Origin of the sequence: Rothia sp. HMSC062H08, assembly GCF_001810775.1 — a bacterium.
In the GTDB taxonomy this organism is placed as follows: domain Bacteria; phylum Actinomycetota; class Actinomycetes; order Actinomycetales; family Micrococcaceae; genus Rothia.
In genome coordinates, this window is the sequence record NZ_KV802674.1 from 148,064 (window position 1) to 167,027 (window position 18,964).

Consider the following 18,964-nt stretch of genomic DNA (forward strand, 5'->3'; position numbering starts at 1 on the left):
TGCATATGCGATACTTAATACTCATCTATTGATACGTTAAGCATCCTCCGTCCGCACGGGAGCGCACCGCTCCCCCACCACCTCCAAGGCATATGACCCCACAGACCACCACCCCTTCCGGACCCGCCGTCAGCGAAGGCTCCACCGTCAGCGCTGCCTCCCTGGCGAAAATTCGTGCCCTCTCCGCTTCTTCGGACGCCGTATCTGGCGCCTCCTCGGGCGGTCAGGGCGGCAAGTCTATCTCGCGTCTGGCGGTTGCGCTCATTATTGGCGGCGTTCTGCTGGTGCTGCTTTGCGCCCTGTCGTTTGCGGTGGGTTCGCGCATGTTCCCCCTGGATCGCTCCATTGACGGTTTCCTCCACCCGGAGGCGAACACTATTGAGTCGAAGCTGATTTGGGCGAAGCGTGCCCCGCGTACCGCCGCGGCGTTGCTGGTGGGTGCCGCGTTGGCGGTGTCGGGTGTGCTCATGCAGGCGTTGAGCCGTAACCCGCTGGCTGAGCCGGGTCTGCTGGGTGTGAACTCGGGTGCTGCCGCCTCCGTGGTGGTGGGTGTGGGCGTTTTTGGGGTGTCCTCCCCGTTCGTTCAGCTGTGGCTGGCTCTACTGGGTTCGGGTCTGGCAGCGGCGCTGGTGTTCGTCATGGGCCTGGTGGATTCTAAACCGAACCTGGATTCGACGGCGCGTCTGGTGCTGACTGGTGTGGCGGTGAACGCTTGCCTGGGCACGATTACCGGCATTATCACGATGTTTAATTCGAAGGCTTTTGATTCGCACCGTTTCTGGGTGGTGGGTTCGCTGGAGAACCGCACCTTTGAGCAGGTGCTGTCTGCGCTGCCCTTTGTGGCATTGGGTTTGGTGCTCTCTTTCATGCTGATTGGTCCTCTGCGTGCCCTGGCACTCGGTGAGGATGCGGCAGCTGGCCTGGGTGTGCCGGTGACATTGGTCCGTGGCGCGACGATTATTGCGATTATGGCGCTGTGTGGTGCGGCGACTGCGGTTGCGGGCCCGATTGGTTTTGTGGGTCTGGTCGTGCCGCATGTGGTGCGTCTGCTGGTGGGTTCCGATATTGCGCGCGTTCTGCCGCTGTCGCTGGTGTACGGCCCGGTATTGGTACTTGCCTCCGATATTTTGGGTCGCGTTCTGGTGATGCCGAGTGAGCTTGAAGTGGGTATTGTGACCGCCTTTATTGGTGCCCCGGTGCTGATGGTTCTGGTGCTGCGGTTGAGTACGGGTGCGCGCGGTGCGAAGAAGGGCCGCATGGGTGAGAAGGCGCAGGCGCACGATGAATCGGGTCCGGCTCATGCGTCGGAGCACGGTCCGCATCGTGCTCAGCGCCCTGTTGCGCGTGGTTCGTCTGGTTCGACTGGCGTATCTGGTTTGTAGGCCCCGGTTTCTGAGAGGTTTTATTGTGAGCGTTGTGTCTCGTTCTGTAGCCGGGTCTGCTGTTGCCGGGTCTGTGCGTATCCCTGGGCGTTACCGCACCCCTATTCCGCGTACTCTGCTGGTGGTGGCGGTGCTTGTGGTGGCGGCGGTCGCCTCCCTGGTGTTTGGTAGTTATCAGATGAGCCCTGATCAGGTGTTTCGCCTGATTTTTCAGGGTGAGGGCACGGAGATTGAGCGTCAGCTGGTGTTGAATCAGCGTCTGCCGCGTATGCTTGCCGCCGTGGTGGTGGGTGCGGCTTTGGGTTTGTCGGGCGCTATTTTTCAGTCCGTTTCCCGTAATGCTCTGGGTTCGCCGGATATTATCGGCTTCACGGTGGGTTCGGCGACCGGGGCCCTGTCTGTGGTGCTGATTGGGTCGTTGAGTTCTACCGGCGTGGGTATGGGCCTGGGCGCTATTATTGGCGGTTTTGCGACGGCGGCTGTGGTGATGCTTCTGGCGGGTGTGCGCGGTGGTGCAACGATGGGTCAGAAAATGGTGCTGATTGGTATTGCGGTGAGTGCGATGCTCAGTTCCGTGAATGATTACCTGATTACGCGCGGTGATTTGGAGAAGGCGGAGGCGGCGAAGACCTGGCAGCACGGTTCGCTGAATGCGCTGTCGTGGAATCAGATGTCGGTGCAGGCGGTGCTGCTGCTGGTGGCTATTCCGCTGGTGCTGATGCTGACGCATCGCCTGCGCGTCTTGGAGCTCGGCGACGATTTGGCAGCGGGTTTGGGTCTGCCGGTGAAGAGGACCGTGAACATGCTGGTGGCGGCCGCCGTACTCCTGGTGGCTGTGGCGATTTCTGTTGCCGGCCCGATTGGTTTCTTGGCGCTGGTTGCCCCGCAGATTGCGCGCCGCCTGTGGAACACTCCGGGTATGGCGATGTGGCATTCGGCGTTGCTGGGTTCGGTAATTTTGGTGCTGGCTGATTTTGTGTCGGCTCGTGCGTTGGCGCCGTTCCAGATTCCGGTGGGCCTGGTGACGGGCGCGTTGGGTGGCGTGTATATGCTGTGGTTGCTGTACCGTCAGCGCTAGTTGCGCCGTCTTACTCCGTATGAGTGACCGGGTGTTCCCGACTGTGGGGGCACCCGGTTTTCTCTGTTTCGCTAGGTTTCATGAGCGGTTTCACTGGGTTTCACGGGTGGTTTCAGAATTTTTCAGAATTTTCCCAGTTTTACCCCGGGGTAGATTAAAAACTGCTTATCGTGTCAGGGGTCGCTCATAGAGTGTAGGTGTTGGAAGGGACGATCCTTCCAACCGGGCACGCCGTCTCCTGCGGTGTTGCCGCTAGGTTGATTCAGCATCTACGGAAGGAACGGTCATGGAAAACACCACTCACGAGAGCCAGTACGCAAACGCAGAGATTTCCTGCACCGCCGATGAGCAGCTGTGCCGTGATGCAGAGTTCAACCTGCTGATGCAGGCGGGCACCATCGTCCGTATGGAGCGTTTCAACGTGGAGGAGCTCCGCGGCATTCTGGAGCAGCTGGTGGCTGACGGTTCGTGTTTCCGCAACGCGCCGGCGTCTTCGACGATGGGCCGCGTGATGCGTCACCTGACTCAGGGTGCTTCCGGTTACGAGGCGAACCTGGCTGAGCTGCGTGCGGCGGCGCAGAACGCTCTGCTGTTCGTGTTCCCCCTGGAAAAGGACTTGGAGATGTGCCTGCGCTTTGAGCGTGTGCAGGGTACCGGCCTGGCATTGACTCGCCTGGGCGTGAGCCCGGTCAATGGTGACCTGTGGACTCAGCACTGTGCGATGCGCGCGCTGGAGTGCACCGGCGGCGTGTTTGCGGTGGAGTCCGCTCCGGGCGCCTGCAATTTTGAGCTGCGCCGTGAGATGTTCTACGCGATGCTGTCGCTGGTTGAGCTGTCAACTTTGGGTCTGTCGGCTGAGCCGGAGGACTTCTACATGTTTGCCGATTCGAAGGCTGTGTGTAAGAAGTTCAAACGTGAGCGTCGTGATTGCCGCCGCGCGATGCGTGCCCAGTACGACCGCGCCGCATAAGGTATATCGTGTATGCCTTATGCGGCATACGCGCATATCAGAGCCATTTGTTCTTCTTGAAGAACCAGTAGAGGAGCAGGCAGGAGCCCACCATGAGTAGCAGCGCGGCGGGGTAACCGAACTCCCATTTGAGTTCAGGCATGACCTCAAAGTTCATGCCGTACACGGAGCCAACGATGGTGGGCACCATGAGCAGCGCCGCGTAGGCGGAGATTTTCTTGGTGTCGTCGTTCTGCTGCTGACCGAGCAGGGTGTCGTGCACGCGCAGGGCGTTTTCGAGGGAGCTGCGAAGGTCTTCGAGGCGTTCTTTTGTTTGGGTTACGTGGTCGAGCACGTTGCGGAATTGCCGGGCGAGCTCGACCGCTTCTTCGTTCTTTTCTTCGTCGGATACGCCCGGGTAGGGTGAGGGGTCGAGCGCGCCGGTGCGCATCCCTTCGATAATGCGGCCAATCATGGATTCGAGGGGTCGGCAGGCACGCTGGAAGTCGATGACCTGGTTGAGCAGTTCGTAGATGCGCTGTGCGAGGGAGTTGGCGTCTCGCCGCTCGTTGGTGGAGAAGAGGATGTCTTCGATTTCGTCGTTGTCGTTTTCGAGGCCATCGAGCACGGGTGCGTACCCGTCGACGGTGCTGTCGAGGATGCGGTGCAGCAGTCGGGCGGGGGATGCGTCGGGGGTGGCGTAGAGCAGGTTGAACTGGTCGTTGATGCGCTGGTTGCTGCGTTGTTCGTCGCGGACGAGTGCGAGGGTGTAGCGGGGGCCGGTGAAGAGGTGCAGTTCGCTGAGGCGCACTTCTTCTTCTTTGTCGAGGTAGATGGCGGGGCGGATGACGGTGAAGAGGGAGTCGCCGTATCGTTCTAGTTTGGCGCGCTGGTGGCCTCGTCCGGCGTCTTCGATGGCGAGTTCGTGCAGGTTGAAGGTTTCTTGCAGGGCGTGTAGTTCGTGGATGTTGGCGTTGGCGTATCCGAGGGCTACGGCGGTGTTGGGCTGCTGGTAGGCGTTGAGGGTTTCTTCTTCGGGTGTGCCTACGCGGATGCGGTCTCCGCTGGGGTAGATGGCTCCGGTAATGTAGGTCATCGTTGTACTCCTCTGAACGCTGTGGCGCCACGTGTGCGAGGCGCTCTTTCCAGCATACGGCACACGCCCCGCCCGGTCACATGCACCGCGCGTGCACCCGGCATACGAAAAGCCCCCGGAAGGCACCTGTAAGGTAGCCTCCGGGGGCTTTCGCGTATTGAGCTATTGCGCTTAGTCTTCGTTGATGAGGTCGCGAACCACAATAGTCTGGTCACGATCCGGGCCCACACCAATCGCGGAGATACGGCAGCCGGAAATCTCTTCCAGCTTCAGCACGTACTTGCGGGCGTTCTCGGGCAGCTCATCCAGGCTCTTCGCATCCGAAATGTTCTCAGTCCAGCCGTCGTAGTACTCGAAAATCGGCTTAGCGTGGTGGAACTCAGTCTGAGTCATCGGCATCTCGTCGTGGCGCACACCGTCAACGTCGTAAGCCACGCAGACCGGGATCTTATCCAGGCCGGTCAGAACGTCCAGCTTGGTGATGAACAGGTCGGTGAAACCGTTGATGCGCACAGCCTGACGCGCCAGCACGGCGTCGTACCAGCCGCAACGACGCGGGCGGCCAGTGTTCACACCGAACTCGCCGCCGGTGGTGCGCAGGAACTCGCCCATCTCATCGAACAGCTCGGTCGGGAAGGGGCCAGCACCCACGCGGGTAGTGTACGCCTTCTGAATACCGATCACGCGGGAGATGCGGGTCGGGCCCACACCCGAACCGACGCACGCACCGCCGGAGGTCGGGTTGGAGGAGGTCACGAACGGGTAGGTGCCGTGGTCAACGTCCAGGAAGGTTGCCTGGCCACCCTCCATCAGCAGGGTCTTACCCTCGTCCAGTGCCTTGTTCAGCAGCTGGGTGGTGTCCACAATCATCGGCTTCAGACGCTCAGCGTAAGACATGAAGTACTCGACGATCTCGTCAACCTCAACGTGGCGGCGGTTGTAGACCTTCACCAGCAGTTCGTTCTTCTGGCGCAGTGCGCCTTCAACCTTCTGACGCAGGATCGACTCGTCCAGGATGTCCTGAACACGCACGCCGAGGCGGCCAACCTTATCCATGTAGGCGGGGCCGATACCGCGGCCGGTGGTGCCGATAGCGCGCTTGCCGAGGAAACGCTCGGTCACCTTGTCCATGGTCTGGTGGTAGGGTGCGACCAGGTGTGCGTTAGCGGAAATCTTCAGGCGGGAGGTGTCAGCGCCGCGGGCCTCAAGGCCGTCAATCTCAGCGAAAAGAGCCTCGGGGTTAACAACCACGCCGTTACCAATCACGGGGACGGCGTTATCACTCAGAATACCCGCGGGCAGCAGCTTCAGCTCAAACTTCTGGCCGTTCACCACCACGGTGTGACCGGCGTTGTTACCGCCGTTGGGCTTGACCACGTAGTCTACGCGGGGGCCGAGCAGGTCGGTTGCCTTACCCTTACCCTCATCGCCCCACTGGGCGCCCACAATCACGACAGCTGACATTTTTGTGCTCCTTGAAAGCCTTGAAGATACGCACCGGATTTCACGGCGCGGCGGCGACCTACCGCCTCATGATCCGGGTAGGCACACCTCTTCTAATGATACCGTGCCCGCCCCTTTAAGTCCCGTGTGACGGGGCGGTAGGCGTGCCGGATACGGTGCCGGTGAGCCTCACCGGGCACGGCAACGCCCCCATCCGATATTTGGACGGGGGCGCTACCGGTATGAGCTTATGAAGACTACTTGATGATCTCGATGAAGGTCATCGGGTAGGTGTACTGCTCACCGCGGTTTGCGGCCAGAGCAGCCAGGCTGTGGAAGATAACCATCAGGATAGCCACAACCATCGGGACGACCCACAGGATGATGCCCAGGATGCCGAAGGTCAGAATAATCAGCAGCCAGGAAGCCATGCTGATGACCCACAGGGAGAAGTTGAAGTTGAACGCGCGGCGGGATGCTTCCTTAGTGAAGGAGTAACCGGGCTTGTCCTTGTAGATGAACCACATGACCAGCGGCGCGAGAATACTTGCGGATGCGAAGGACAGCAGAGACAGAATTGCAGAAGCCAGGTGCGCGAGCATCGCCATGTTCTGGTCGTCCTTGGAGGAGACTACGTAACCGTTGGGCTGCTGACCCGGCGCCTGCGAGTAGGAGGGTGCCTGCTGGGAGTACTGGTTGTACTGTTCAGGGTTCGGGTTCTGGGACATCGTTCTTTTCCTTAATCTATCGATGAGTGGATACAGCTAATCGTTGAGGTGCGGCGGCAGGCTAACTCGCCGTTCTCGGAGGGTGCCCGCCTCGCTCTACTTGGTCGCAACGCTCGTGATGGTTTCACCCTATCAAGGCAAAGTAAATGGAATATTAACCCTCGCCGGACAACAGACGAAGAAACCCGAATATGACACAAAAAAGACGCCCCTGCCCCTCCACGCGGTGTTACGTACGTGGAGGGGCAGGTCGTTATACGGTGTGGGCTGACCGAGGTTAGTCCTGTTTCTCTTCATCAGCGAGCGCAGGATGCGCGGCGGGCTCATGTAGTGCGGAGGCCTCGCGCTGTGTTGCAGACTCACGTAGCTTTGCGTGTTCTTGCTTTTTCAGAAACTCGTACACCGAGAAAGAATCCTCTTCTTCCTTCGTGAAGCCATTGACGCCCGTGTAGCCTTCCGGCAGGCGGTTGTACACCAGGTAGTACCAGAACTCGGCATGTGCCGTCTCTATTTTCTGGAGGAGTTCCCTCAGCTGATTCTTACGCTTCACCGCCTGAACAATACCCACAATCCATAGGATCGGCACCACAAACAACGATCCCAGACCGATAATGATGAAGAAGAACAGCATCGACATGCCAGCACTACTATCGAACATACTCACCAGAGGAACCAGCACAAACGGGTTCAGTATCAGCAGGACAATAAGCACGGTCTTCCAGAATGTGCGCTGACTCTCGATCTCTTCAATGTTGGAGCCAGCAAACGGATTATTGATGGGAACGTAGCCTACCGGCTGGATCATTGCTGCCCGCGATATGGGGTTCTCCTCAACCTTGACCGGGTTCAGGTGGGCAGCGCACGCCTGCATGGGTGCGGACTCGTCGTGGGAGCGGTCCAGTAGGCGCATTTCGATGAGTTTTGAGTCGGGGGTGCCGAAGAGCGGGTCGGGGATGACCGGCAGAATAGCGCCCGGTTGCAGACCGAGGTGTTCCAGCCGAACGTACTCGCCGTAGGCGTGCGTTGCCTGAGCCTGCTCTTGCTGAGCCTGTTCAGTGGAGGCGAGCGCTACCGGGTGGTTCGCCTCGTCGTCCTTGCGAGATTCGTGAGTATCTTCCGGGGTGTCTTCTGAGGTATCTTCTGAGGTGTCTTCCGGCTCGTCGATTTTGTCGGTGTCATGAGAGTCTTCGGGTTCGTCTTCTGAGTCTTTCCGCGCGGAGTCGTAGCGCTTGGGGGCACCCGGGTAGACGTATTCATAATCGGGGTCGGGGTGTTCTAGCTCTTCGTCGTCGGATTCTTCATATAGCTCAGCGTCTTCATTTTTCTGCGTCTGCTCGCCCATGAGTAGCGTCATGTATTCCGGGACGGACTGGTCGGTGTCCCAGAGGGGCTGGTACGCCTCGTCCTTCTTTGCAGTTTCCTTCTTTTCAGTGGGGCGGTCTGCCATGGTCGTCTCCTTCGCTTACCAGACATACTCCTAGTGGCACCACCGTACCAGCGGGCGCTGGGCAGTCCCTTGAAACCTGCCTGATAAAAGCTGAGAAAAAGCCCCCGACAAGCGCCAACACACACGTGTTAACACTGCCGGGGGTTCAGCGCTACCAGAGTCCAGGGGCTCACGGGAAGTCGACTACGATACATCCGCTGAGTTTGGATCAGAGCTTGAGGTAGGGCTCGGGGCACTCAGCGGCTGAGGGGCTGACGCCACCGAAGACATCGAAGACGCTGCACCCAGGATTCCCTGCATTTCCTCGGAGTCCCTAGGCAGGCGGTCATACACCAGGTAGAACCAGAACGACCCGAGAGGCATGGCCTTCCACTTCAGCGCCCGATACTTTCGGCTCACTCGGAGTAGCGCAAAAATCAGCGCACCAGCCCACAAGAACAGGGGAAGACCAAATGTCGCCAGAGAAAATATCAGGAAGAAATAGTAAACAAACCCGCCGAAGCGAGGGTCCTCTGTAACGGTAGCCAGCAGAAGATAAGTCAGGGGATTAAACACCACACCCACGAAGAAGAGCACTATGAACTCAGGCCAGGCTTTCCACCATAAGTCTGATACACGCACCTTGCCCGCAAGTGGGGTCGCTGAGATATACCCGATGGGTCGCGGTGTACCCACTACTTTCCCCTCCTGCCAGGTAGGAAACACACTTGGCACCTGCTGGTTTGCAGATGCGCCAGTATCCGTGCCCATGGGGGACATTCGGCGCATCGTGGGGCCCGGGCGGCCATACAGCGGTCGATTCAGCACCGGGTACCCCTCCGCCGAAGGGAAAAAATTCGCCGCCTGCGCAGAGGGCGCAGGAGCCGAAACCGCCAGAGTAGACGCCGCAGAATTGGGCGCTGCAGGGTTGGGCACCGCAGAATCAGGTGCTGCAGGAACCGATGGGACAGCAGGCGCGGATGCAGAACGAGCCTTCTGTATTTCCAGGACCTCCTTCACCGGCTCGGGAATATCCCCGGTCGGTGCGGGAACCGGCGTTCCGTGAAGAAGCAAAGCCGAGTATTCGGGGGCGGGTTGATCCATATCCCACAGCGGCTGATACTCGCTATCGCTCTTCTCGGTTGGGTTCTGAGGGTTTTTCGGTGCTTCGCTATGCTCCACCACGGTGACCTCCTCCAATGCTTGTCTGCTGTTATGTGTCTGTTGTGTTGTCTACATTGTGTGTTCAGTGTGCGGGGGCTATCCCCCGGCTACTATTGGCGGTCATGATTCCTCCTCATGGTGCGATTCAAGGATGCGGTGCAGCAACGCCGTGGCTGAACCACCGTCAAGCGGGGTGCACTCGTACACCAGCCGGAATTGAAAATCCTGCTGAATCTTGTGCTGCCCAATGAACAGGCGCATCGACTCGACGGCATCCTCAACGGCCTTCAGAAACTTTCCTGCACTGAGAAACAGCAACCAGATTCCTACAACGACCCCAACCAGAATCAGCGGCGGAAAGTAAAAGAACGGCGCGAAGATATTTATCAGCGCCAGCTCCATGCCTTCACTGATTTCTATATGGCTCTGGGAGAGGAGCACCGGACTCACCAGCGCGATAAAAAGAGACGACCAGAACGCCATCCGCAGTACCGGTCCCAGCACATACAAGGTGAAGCCGTCCCAATCGGTGAAGAAGCCCTTCGCGTCGAAGGTTTCGCGCGACTTCTCGATGGGAACATAGCCCACCACCTTGCCAACTTTCCAGGCAGATGACGTGCCCTCGGTCAGGATGCCCTGCACCTCTCCCCTGTCGATGCACCGCAGCCTCGGGCGGGGGCGACCGTGGATGACCTTCGGTGACATCAGCAGAACCGGCTCATCCGAGAACTCCAGCTGGTCCTCGATGGGCTGGTTGTTATTAGTGGTCATGACGACTCCTGAGAGCTCAATGCGGCATGTGTTTTTGGGCCAATAATTTTCTGATTGGGTTCTTCATCCAGCTCGTACCGGTACATGGAGCCCTTGTCGACAGGGCGGTTATACACGAGGAAAAACCAGAAATCCTCATAGGTCGTACCCTCACGCAACGCAGCACTAATCTTTCGTACTGCTTTACTCACCACAGAGATCAGCAAACCCGCCCAAAGAATAGGGATAAGCCAGAGAACTATAACGCCCCCAGAAAATACCAGGAAGAGAACGATTGTTTCGAGGAATTCAGTGTCTGTAGCACGGGAATTAAAGAGCAAAGAAGCGAGCGTAAACGGGTTCAGCAGAATCACCAGGAGAACCACAACCAAGGACTCCAGACAAGGCCAAATCGCCCTGGTGTACCGCACGTTTTTCAGCTGTTCACTCAGCGGAACATAGCCCACCGGGTGTTCCGGGCCAGCCAAGATTTTCTCGACGATTTTCCGTTGCGGGCCTATCCCGTCGGGGAGGTGCTGCTGAATGGCGACCGCGCTCATCTGCCCCTGATGACCGGAGGGGTCGTTGAGCAGTTTCATGGGAATTAGGAGGGGGCCCGGTCGACCGTACTGCGGGACCGGTTCGACCTCCAGCGCGCTGCCGGCTGCCAGCAGGTGGGAGCTGTGCATGACAGACTCTTTCGGGGAAATGCGTCGTTTGACCATGGTTCGACCCTCCCTATCCCATCATTTTTGATAGATGTTCAATAGATGGTTTTACAGTAACAACCGAACCTGAAAAGAACCTGAGCCCAAATGCAAATGAAAAACGTGAAAAAGAAAAGGGTCGAACATGTCCACAATTTGATGCATTTAGGAGTAATAAACGCTTCACAAGCCATTTTGAGGTGTATCCTAGTTCACATCTAGTGTGTTCAAGTTCAGCTGGAACCCACCAGAACAACACCACAAGCCTCCCAGAAACACTCCGGGAGCCAAGCAAAGGAGCACCGTGACACACACCGCCTCCCCAACCCCCCGCGGCCGGTCGCATCGACGCCGAATCGGCAGCGGGCTACTCACCCTCAGCATGGCACTGAGCCCCCTCGCAGCCCTGGGCACCACCGCCCACGCCGCGGAAGACCCCGACGCCGTCAAGCAGGTACTCAGCGAAAGCATGAAGAACGCCAGCGGCACCGTCACCGCCTTCGTCCGCTTCAAGGGTAAGGGCGCCTTTGAACAGACCCAGCCCGCAGGCGTACGCGCCGGCACGCAGGCACCCGTCAACACCAGCTCGCAGGTGCAGGCAATCGCCTCCCAGGTGCAGAGCCAGGCACAGCAGGTCAGCAGCCAGTCCGGCGCGCAGGTCCTCTACACCACCCACAACGCAGTACGCGGCGTGGCAGTGCGCGGTGACGCCGAGTCCATCAAGGCACTCGCCAACCGCTCCGACGTAGAGAAGATCTCGCCCATCCTGCCCAAGTACCGCCAGAACGCGGGCGCCGCCATTGACGCAGGCTCCCTCGCCACCTGGACCGGCACCACCAACCCCGCTGGCGCGGGCGGATACACCGGCAAGGGCGTGAAGATCGCCGTCATCGACTCCGGCATCGACTACACCCACACCGACTTCGGCGGTAGCGGCAAGCTCGAAGACTACGAGAAGGCATCCAAACTCACCGAGCTGCCCTCCGCAGACTCCGGGCTCATCAACCGCACCAAGGTTGCTGGCGGCTACGACCTCGTTGGTGACGCCTACGACGGCAGCAACACCGCTGTTCCCGACGGCAACCCGCTCGACTGCACCACCGGCGGCCACGGCACCCACGTGGCGGGCACCGCGGCAGGCTACGGCGTGAACGCCGATGGCACCACCTTCACCGGCGACTACAGCAAGCTCACCGCAGAGCAGCTCAAGACCATGAAGATTGGCCCCGGCGTCGCCCCCGACGCTGAAATCTACGCCTTCCGCGTCTTCGGCTGCAGCGGTAGCACCAACGTCGTTATCGAGGCGCTCGACCGCACTCTTGACCCCAACGGTGACGGCGACTTCTCCGACCGCGTGAACGTGGTCAACATGTCCCTCGGCGGCGAATTCTCCCCGCAGGACGACCCCGAAGCCTACGCCGTTGACGCGCTCACCCGCGCCGGCGTGCTCTCCGTGATCTCCGCGGGTAACGCCAACGACTACAGCCTGCGCGGCGACACCTACTCCAACTCCGGTCACCCCGCCACCGCAGCCAGCGCAATCACCGTAGCTAACGCCTACGGCTCCACCCGTGCTGTGGATGCGGCAGAGCTGACCGACCCCGCCACCGGCACCACCCGCAAGGTACGCGGCGATTACAGCGTCTCCTACCCCTGGGCACAGGCGGGCACCAAGGAATTCACCGGTGAACTCACCGCAATCTCCGAGAACAACCGCTACGCCTGCAACGCCCTCAGCGCCGACGAAGCGGCAGCTGTAAAGGGCAAGTGGGTGCTCATCGACTGGGCTAAAGACGACGGTGAGCTCGCCTGCGGCTCCAAGGTGCGCTTCGACAACCTGGAGGCGGCAGGCGCCAAGGGCGTGCTGCTTGCAGGCAATGACGAAGAACCCGGCCTGGGTATTGCCGGTAACGATACCCTGCCCGGCTTCCGCCTGGCAGCATCCGCCGCTAAGGACCTGCGTGCACAGATCACCGCAGCAGAAGCGGCAGGTAAGCCCCTGACCGTGCGCCTCGGCAACGAGCTGAAGTCCTCCCTGCGCGTGGACACCGGCAAGCTGGATCAGCTGAACCCCATGAGTGCCCGCGGCTTCCACGGTAGCTACGGCTACACCAAGCCCGACATTGCGGCACCCGGCTCGTACATCACCTCCGCGGCGGTAGCGACCGGTAACAACTCCGTGACCTTCAGCGGCACCTCCATGGCGGCACCCTACGTGACCGGTTCCGCCGCCCTGGTCATGCAGAGCCACCCGACCTACACCCCCGCACAGGTCAAGTCCGCCCTCATGAACACCGCAACCCACGATGTGCGCACCGAATCCGGTGCCGCATACGCGGTGGACCGTGTGGGCGCCGGACGAGTCGACACCCTCGCTGCCGTGCAGTCGAAGTCCCTCGTCTACAACGCTGACAAGAGCGGTACCGTGTCCCTGAGCTTCGGCGTGCTCGAGTACGCACCGGATGCTGGCGTTCAGACCCTCACCCGTGAGGTGACGGTCGAGAACACCGACTCCGTAGCGCACACCTACGCCCTGTCCTACGCTGAAAGCACTAATATTCCCGGCGTGGAATACTCCTTCCCCTCCGCGGTCACCCTCGCACCCGGTGAAACTAAGAAGTTCGAAGTCACCGTGCGCATCGACCCGTCCAAGCTGGAGAAGACCCGCGACGCAGCAATGGACACCACCCAGAACGCAACTGACTACTACACCGGCAACGAAACCGTTCCCGAACAGTACCGTCAGTACATTGCCAGCGCATCCGGCCGACTCGTCCTCACCGAAGACGGCACCAAGGCGCTGCGTCTGCCCGTTCACGTGGCACCCAAGCCCGTGAGCACCATGCACGCTGCCGAAGACACCGTCACCTTCACCCAGAAGCCCTCCAGCGACGAGGCTCAGAAGGCAGACACCGGCTGGACCAAGTCCCAGATTTCGCTGCGCGGCACCGAGGTCAACCAGGGCGGCTACCGCTCCCTGCTCGGCGCGTTCGAGTACGGTGCGAGCGTGGACCGTGTGGCTCCCACCTCCCTGTCGCTGAACAGCAACGTTAAGGCGAACCTGCAGTACGTCGGTGCTTCCTCGGATGCGCCCGCGCTGAAGGCAGCCGGCGGCAACGCTGATGACGGCACCCTGCGCTTCGGTATCTCCACCTGGGCGAACTGGGATGTTGTCTCCTACGAGAACACCTTCACCGTAGAAATCGACACCGACGGCAACAACCGCGCCGACTACAAGCTGGTCACCGACCGCGCTAAGGGTCTGGACTACCCGCTGGTTCGCCTCTACGGCTACAAGAACGGCAACCTCGTCGAGCTCGGCTACTACCCGCTCAACGGCGCCTGGGGTGATGTGGACACCAACATGATGGACACCAACACCCTCATCATGGGTGCACCCCTCAAGGACCTGGGCCTGACCAGCGCAAACAACCCGGACATCCAGTACCGAGTCAGCGCAACCACCCAGTACGAGTGGGGTAACGTCAGCGAAACCGGCTGGATCAAGTACCGTCCCTTCAGCCCCAAGCTGTGGTTCAGCGGCGACTCCTCCGCCGTGGCTGGCCTCCACCCGGATGCCTCCACCACCACCCTGACGGCGCACCGCTCCGCTGACGCGATCCCCGCGCTCGGCGAATCCGGCGCACCCGCCAAGGCGCTGCTGCTGCACCTGCACAACGGCACCGGCGACCTCTCCGGCACCAACGGCGCCAAGGGCAACCGCGCCGAGGTGCTGAACATCAAGGAGCAGCAGACCGAGTACATCACTCCGTCCCGCTTTAGCGATGTGAAGAACACCGACCAGTTCTACACTGAGATTTCTTGGTTGGCTCAGCGTCGCATCACCACCGGCTACCCGGACGGCACCTACCGCCCGCTGGAGTCCGTGGAACGTGGCGCAATGGCGGCGTTCTTCTACCGCATGCAGGGTTCCCCGCAGTTCACTGCCCCCTCCACTCCGAGCTTCAAGGACGTGCCCACCACGCACCCCTTCTACAAGGAGATTGAGTGGATGAAGGCTCAGGGCATCACCACCGGCTACTCGGACGGCACGTTCCGCCCCTCCGCACCGGTGAACCGTGACGCCATGGCTGCGTTCTTCTACCGTGCAGCGGGTTCCCCGCACGTGGATCTGCCCGCAACCAGCCACTTCAGCGATGTTTCCACCGATAACCAGTTCTACCGTGAAATCACGTGGCTGGCTTCGAAGGGCATCAGCACCGGCTGGCCGGACGGCACCTACCGCCCGGTGACCCCCATTGCCCGCGACGCAATGGCTGCGTTCATCTACCGCTACACCGAGAAGGTTGCTAACCAGGCCGGCCGCTAGACGGTAGCGAATGGTTCGGGTCCTCTCCCACCTCCTGCATGGGGTGGGAGGGGTACCTGGAACCGGCAGGCTCCGGGGCCTGAAGACCCCGGAACCTCTCAAGTTTTGGTGGCGGTTTCACCGGCGGATGCACTCACTCGTCGTCTGCCGGTGGGGCCGCCTCCGCACATCACCGATACACAACCACAGAGCACACAGCACCATCGAAAAATAGAAAATCCGAAGGAGGATTCCATGACAACGCCTCATGCGCCACGCCGCAGAATGAAGGCTGTCGGTGCGACCGGTTTGAGTGCGGCTCTTGCCCTTACTCTCGGCGTTCCCGCCACTTTCTCTGCAGCTCACGCTCAGAGCCCCCAGCAGGTCGAAGGAAGCACTGCGAGCGCATCCGGTGACGCTGCCTCGCGTATCAGCCCGGGCCTGCAGAAGGCTGAAGGCCAAATCACCGTGTATGTGCAGTTCAAGGGCAAGGGCGCGTATGAGCAGACCCAGTCCGCGGCTGTTCTGGCACGTAAGGAGGCGCCGGCGAACCGTCAGGCGCAGGTGCAGGCTATTGCAGCTCAGGTGCAGTCGCAGGCTCAGTCTGTGGCGGCTGCTTCTGGCGCGAAGCTGATGTACACCACGCATAATGCGATGCGTGGTGCGGCGATTACTGGTGATGCTGCGCAGATTCGTGCGTTGGCGGAGCGCCCGGATGTGGAGCGTATTTCGCCGATTATCGCGAAGGAGCGTATGAACTCCGGTAGCGAGATTGATACGAAGACTCTTGCCACGTGGACTCGTGAGAATACGGGGTACACGGGTAAGGGCGTGAAGATTGCGGTTGTTGACTCTGGTGTTGACTATACGCACGCTGATTTTGGTGGCCCCGGTACGGTGGATTCGTACCTGAAGGCTAAGGCGATGACGGAGCTTCCGTCCGCTGATTCGGGTCTGATTGATCGTAATAAGTTCATTGGCGGCATTGATTTGGTCGGTGATGACTACAATGCGTCGGTGGCTGAGAAGTCGACTCCGCAGCCGGATAATAACCCGCTGGATTGCCGCCCGGATGGTTTCGGTTCTGGCGGTCACGGCACGCACGTGGCGGGTACTGCCGCCGGTTATGGTGTGACGGCGAACGGTACGACTTACCGTGGCGATTACAAGAACCTGACGGAGGAGCAGCTGAAGGGCATGTCCATTGGCCCCGGTACTGCTCCTGATGCTCAGATTTTGGCGATTCGTGTGTTCGGCTGCTACGGCAATTCGAGTGTTGTGATGAAGGCGCTTGATACCGTGATGGACCCGAATGGTGACGGTGATTTCTCTGACCGCGCCGACATTGTGAACCTGTCGCTCGGTGGCGAGTTCGCCCCGGCTGACGACCCTGAGTCGTACATGATTAATACGATGGCGCGCCAGGGTGTGTTCACTGTGGCTGCTGCCGGTAACGCCAATAACTACAACGGTGTGGGTGACACCTACTCCGATTCGGGTAGCCCGGCGAATGCTGCTGCGGCGCTGTCGGTGGCGAACGCCTACGGCTCCACTCAGCCGATTGACCGTGCCCGCGTGACCACGAAGACTGGTTTGGAGTGGTTGCAGGGTGATTATTCGGTGAACTTCGATTATTCGAAGGCGTCCGCCGATCAGTTGCGCGGCGAGGTTGTTGCCGCGCCGAAGCGTAACCGTTACGCTTGCGAGGCTTTCACTGCTGAAGAGGCGAAGGCTTTGAAGGGTAAGTGGGTTTACTTCGAGTGGGATCAGGACGATTTGACGTTCCCGTGCGGTTCGAAGGTGCGTTTCGATAACGTTCAGGCTGCCGGCGGTGTTGGCGTGGTGATGGCCGGTAAGGCTGAGCGCTACACCATCGGCATTGGTGGTAATGCGACCATTCCGGGTCTGCGTCTGACTGCTTCTTCGACGAAGGACCTGGAGAAGGCTCTGGCTGCCGGTCCGGTGACCGTTGAGATGAACCTGGACTACAAGGCTTCGGGCCGCGGTCCTCACTCGCACGCTTTTGATTTGAATTCCTCGAGTGCTCGCGGTCAGCACGGTTCTGACGGCTTCATTAAGCCTGACCTTGCGGCACCGGGTACTGAGATTGTGTCTGCCGCTGTGGGTATGGGTAATAAGGGTGTTTCCTTCACCGGTACCTCCATGGCGACCCCGCATGTTGCCGGTGTTGCCGCTCTGGTGATGCAGGCGCATCAGGATTACAACCCGCAGATGATTAAGGCTGCGCTGATGAACGGCGCGTCCACCCCGATCAAGAATGAGCAGGGTGCGCAGTACGCGGTGGATCGTGTGGGTACGGGCATGGTGAATGCTCGCGCCGCCGTGGACGCGAAGGTTATCGCATACGATGCGAAGACCCCCGAGCGTGTTTCGACCGCGTTTGGTGTGCTGGAGTATACCCCCGATTCGGGTATTCAGACTGTTCAGCGTGAAATCGTGCTGGACAACACCGATTCGCAGGCTCACACCTACACTCTGAGCTACGAGGCAAGCACGACCATCCCGGGTGTGGAGTACTCCTACCCGCAGCAGGTGAGCGTGGGTGCCGGTGAGCGTAAGAACGTGACCGTGACCGTGCGTATTGACCCGTCCAAGCTGGAGAAGACCATGGACCCGGCAATGAGCGCCGACCAGGTCGCTCAGGACTGGACGAACGGTAAGACTCTGGCTGCCGGTAAGCGCCAGTACATTGCGAGCGCTTCTGGTCGCCTGATTTTCTCTGAGAATGGTCGCGAGGCGATCCGCCAGTCGATTCACGTGGCACCGAAGCCCGTCTCGAAGATGCGTGTTGATGCGTCCCGTATTGACTACAAAGGCACTGCAGATAAGGAGTCCACGGTGACTCTGCGCGGTACGACCCTGAACCAGGGCGGTTACCGTTCGCTGCTGGGTGCGTTTGAGCTGGGTGCGGTCAGTGACCGCATTCCGTCCGGTCAGCTGAAGCTGCCGTCGAACCAGTCTGTTGACCTGCAGTATGTGGGTGCCGCCTCGGACGCTCCGGCGTTGAAGGCTGCCGGTAAGAACCCGAACGATGGTTCTCTGTTCTTCGGTATTTCGACCTGGGGTACTTGGGACACTATGCACTGGGGACGTCAGGTGCAGGTGCAGATTGATACGAACAACGACTCCGCCGCAGATTACGTTCTGGAGGTGACCCGCGAGAAGGGTCTGGACTACCCGCTGGTGAAGGTCTGGTCCATCTCCGGTAACGCATCCACCGTGGTGGCTCGCTACCCGCTGAACAGCGCCTGGGGCGACACCGACACCAACATCATGGACACCAACACTATGATTCTGGGTGTACCGCTGAAGGACCTGGGCCTGACCGCTGAGAAGGCTCAGAGCATCAAGTACACGGTGCAGACCGACACCTGGCACAACGAGGGTAACTCCTACGTGGACACCACCTCGGCTATCGAGTACTCCCCCTTCAACCCCGGTGTTTGGTTCACCGGTGAGGAGTCGGGCGTGCCCGGCCTGTTCGTGGACCGTGACGGCGGTCAGCTGACCGTTCACCGCAAGAACAACAACAAGGAGCGTCAGGCTCTGTTCCTGCACATGCACAACGCGACCGGTGACCTGAGCGGCCGTAAGACCGCTAACGGTGTTGCCGCTGGCGACCGTGCGCAGGTCGTGAAGGTGGCTCGCACCATCCACGATGCACGCTTCACCGACGTTCCGGCGGATAACCAGTTCTACCGTGAAATCACGTGGATCGCTGCCCGCCAGATTGACCGCGGCTACCAGGACGGCACCTTCCGCCCGCTGAACAATATGGACCGCGCAACCATGGCTGCGTACTTCTACCGTATGAGCGGCTCGCCGCAGTACACCGCACCGTCCACCCCGAGCTTCTCGGATGTTCCGCTCAACCACCCCTACTACAAGGAGATTGAGTGGATGAAGGCTCA

11 protein-coding genes are annotated in these 18,964 nt (G+C 60.1%); 5 read left to right on the forward strand and 6 right to left on the reverse strand.

The window, feature by feature from the left end; translation table 11 throughout:
- The first annotated feature begins 92 nt into the window (after positions 1–92).
- The 3 genes from HMPREF2765_RS07860 (at position 93) to HMPREF2765_RS07870 (ending at position 3,430) form a co-directional block, all read left to right on the forward strand.
- A complete protein-coding gene (locus tag HMPREF2765_RS07860; RefSeq protein ID WP_070605139.1) occupies positions 93–1,382 on the forward strand; it encodes a FecCD family ABC transporter permease in 1,290 nt (429 codons plus the stop codon).
- A gap of 25 nt (positions 1,383–1,407) precedes the next feature.
- A complete protein-coding gene (locus HMPREF2765_RS07865) occupies positions 1,408–2,460 on the forward strand; it encodes a FecCD family ABC transporter permease (protein ID WP_070599210.1) in 1,053 nt (350 codons plus the stop codon).
- Positions 2,461–2,746: 286 nt separating this feature from the next.
- A complete protein-coding gene (locus HMPREF2765_RS07870) occupies positions 2,747–3,430 on the forward strand; it encodes an integrase (protein WP_070605142.1) in 684 nt (227 codons plus the stop codon).
- A gap of 37 nt (positions 3,431–3,467) precedes the next feature.
- On the opposite strand, the gene HMPREF2765_RS07875 is transcribed toward HMPREF2765_RS07870, so the two are convergent.
- The 6 genes from HMPREF2765_RS07875 to HMPREF2765_RS07905 form a co-directional block, all read right to left on the reverse strand.
- Positions 3,468–4,505: a magnesium and cobalt transport protein CorA gene (locus HMPREF2765_RS07875; protein ID WP_049354414.1), complete on the reverse strand. Its 1,038-nt coding sequence runs from the start codon at positions 4,503–4,505 to the stop codon at positions 3,468–3,470.
- A 171-nt stretch (positions 4,506–4,676) separates the two neighbouring features.
- Positions 4,677–5,969, reverse strand: coding sequence for an adenylosuccinate synthase (locus HMPREF2765_RS07880; RefSeq protein ID WP_049338292.1), 1,293 nt, complete (start codon positions 5,967–5,969; stop codon positions 4,677–4,679).
- Between the two features lie 236 nt (positions 5,970–6,205).
- Positions 6,206–6,676, reverse strand: coding sequence for a DUF4870 domain-containing protein (locus HMPREF2765_RS07885; RefSeq protein ID WP_012904287.1), 471 nt, complete (start codon positions 6,674–6,676; stop codon positions 6,206–6,208).
- Between the two features lie 277 nt (positions 6,677–6,953).
- Positions 6,954–8,123, reverse strand: coding sequence for a pyruvate ferredoxin oxidoreductase (locus tag HMPREF2765_RS07890; protein ID WP_070605143.1), 1,170 nt, complete (start codon positions 8,121–8,123; stop codon positions 6,954–6,956).
- Between the two features lie 1,263 nt (positions 8,124–9,386).
- The gene (locus HMPREF2765_RS07900; protein ID WP_049340156.1) at positions 9,387–10,037 is read right to left on the reverse strand and encodes a hypothetical protein; all 651 of its coding nucleotides are present in this window, start codon (positions 10,035–10,037) and stop codon (positions 9,387–9,389) included.
- Positions 10,034–10,705: a hypothetical protein gene (locus tag HMPREF2765_RS07905; RefSeq protein WP_049340154.1), complete on the reverse strand. Its 672-nt coding sequence runs from the start codon at positions 10,703–10,705 to the stop codon at positions 10,034–10,036. The genes HMPREF2765_RS07900 and HMPREF2765_RS07905 overlap by 4 nt, the downstream gene beginning before the upstream one ends.
- A 400-nt stretch (positions 10,706–11,105) precedes the next feature.
- Here HMPREF2765_RS07905 and HMPREF2765_RS07910 point away from each other — a divergent pair, with 400 nt between their 5' ends.
- A complete protein-coding gene (locus HMPREF2765_RS07910; RefSeq protein WP_371440735.1) occupies positions 11,106–15,053 on the forward strand; it encodes a S8 family serine peptidase in 3,948 nt (1,315 codons plus the stop codon).
- A gap of 234 nt (positions 15,054–15,287) precedes the next feature.
- Positions 15,288–18,964 (forward strand): S8 family serine peptidase (locus tag HMPREF2765_RS07915; protein WP_070605149.1); only part of this gene is annotated, 3,677 nt, incomplete at its 3' end.

What these genes read in the sequence shown, in the direction of transcription:
- HMPREF2765_RS07860 (WP_070605139.1), top strand. Translation starts at nt 93, where the DNA reads ATGACCCCACAGACCACCACCCCTTCCGGACCCGCCGTCAGCGAAGGC.
- HMPREF2765_RS07870 (WP_070605142.1), top strand. Translation starts at nt 2,747, where the DNA reads ATGGAAAACACCACTCACGAGAGCCAGTACGCAAACGCAGAGATTTCC.
- HMPREF2765_RS07875 (WP_049354414.1), bottom strand. Translation starts at nt 4,505, where the DNA reads ATGACCTACATTACCGGAGCCATCTACCCCAGCGGAGACCGCATCCGC.
- HMPREF2765_RS07880 (WP_049338292.1), bottom strand. Translation starts at nt 5,969, where the DNA reads ATGTCAGCTGTCGTGATTGTGGGCGCCCAGTGGGGCGATGAGGGTAAG.
- HMPREF2765_RS07885 (WP_012904287.1), bottom strand. Translation starts at nt 6,676, where the DNA reads ATGTCCCAGAACCCGAACCCTGAACAGTACAACCAGTACTCCCAGCAG.
- HMPREF2765_RS07890 (WP_070605143.1), bottom strand. Translation starts at nt 8,123, where the DNA reads ATGGCAGACCGCCCCACTGAAAAGAAGGAAACTGCAAAGAAGGACGAG.
- HMPREF2765_RS07900 (WP_049340156.1), bottom strand. Translation starts at nt 10,037, where the DNA reads ATGACCACTAATAACAACCAGCCCATCGAGGACCAGCTGGAGTTCTCG.
- HMPREF2765_RS07905 (WP_049340154.1), bottom strand. Translation starts at nt 10,705, where the DNA reads ATGCACAGCTCCCACCTGCTGGCAGCCGGCAGCGCGCTGGAGGTCGAA.
- HMPREF2765_RS07910 (WP_371440735.1), top strand. Translation starts at nt 11,106, where the DNA reads ATGGCACTGAGCCCCCTCGCAGCCCTGGGCACCACCGCCCACGCCGCG.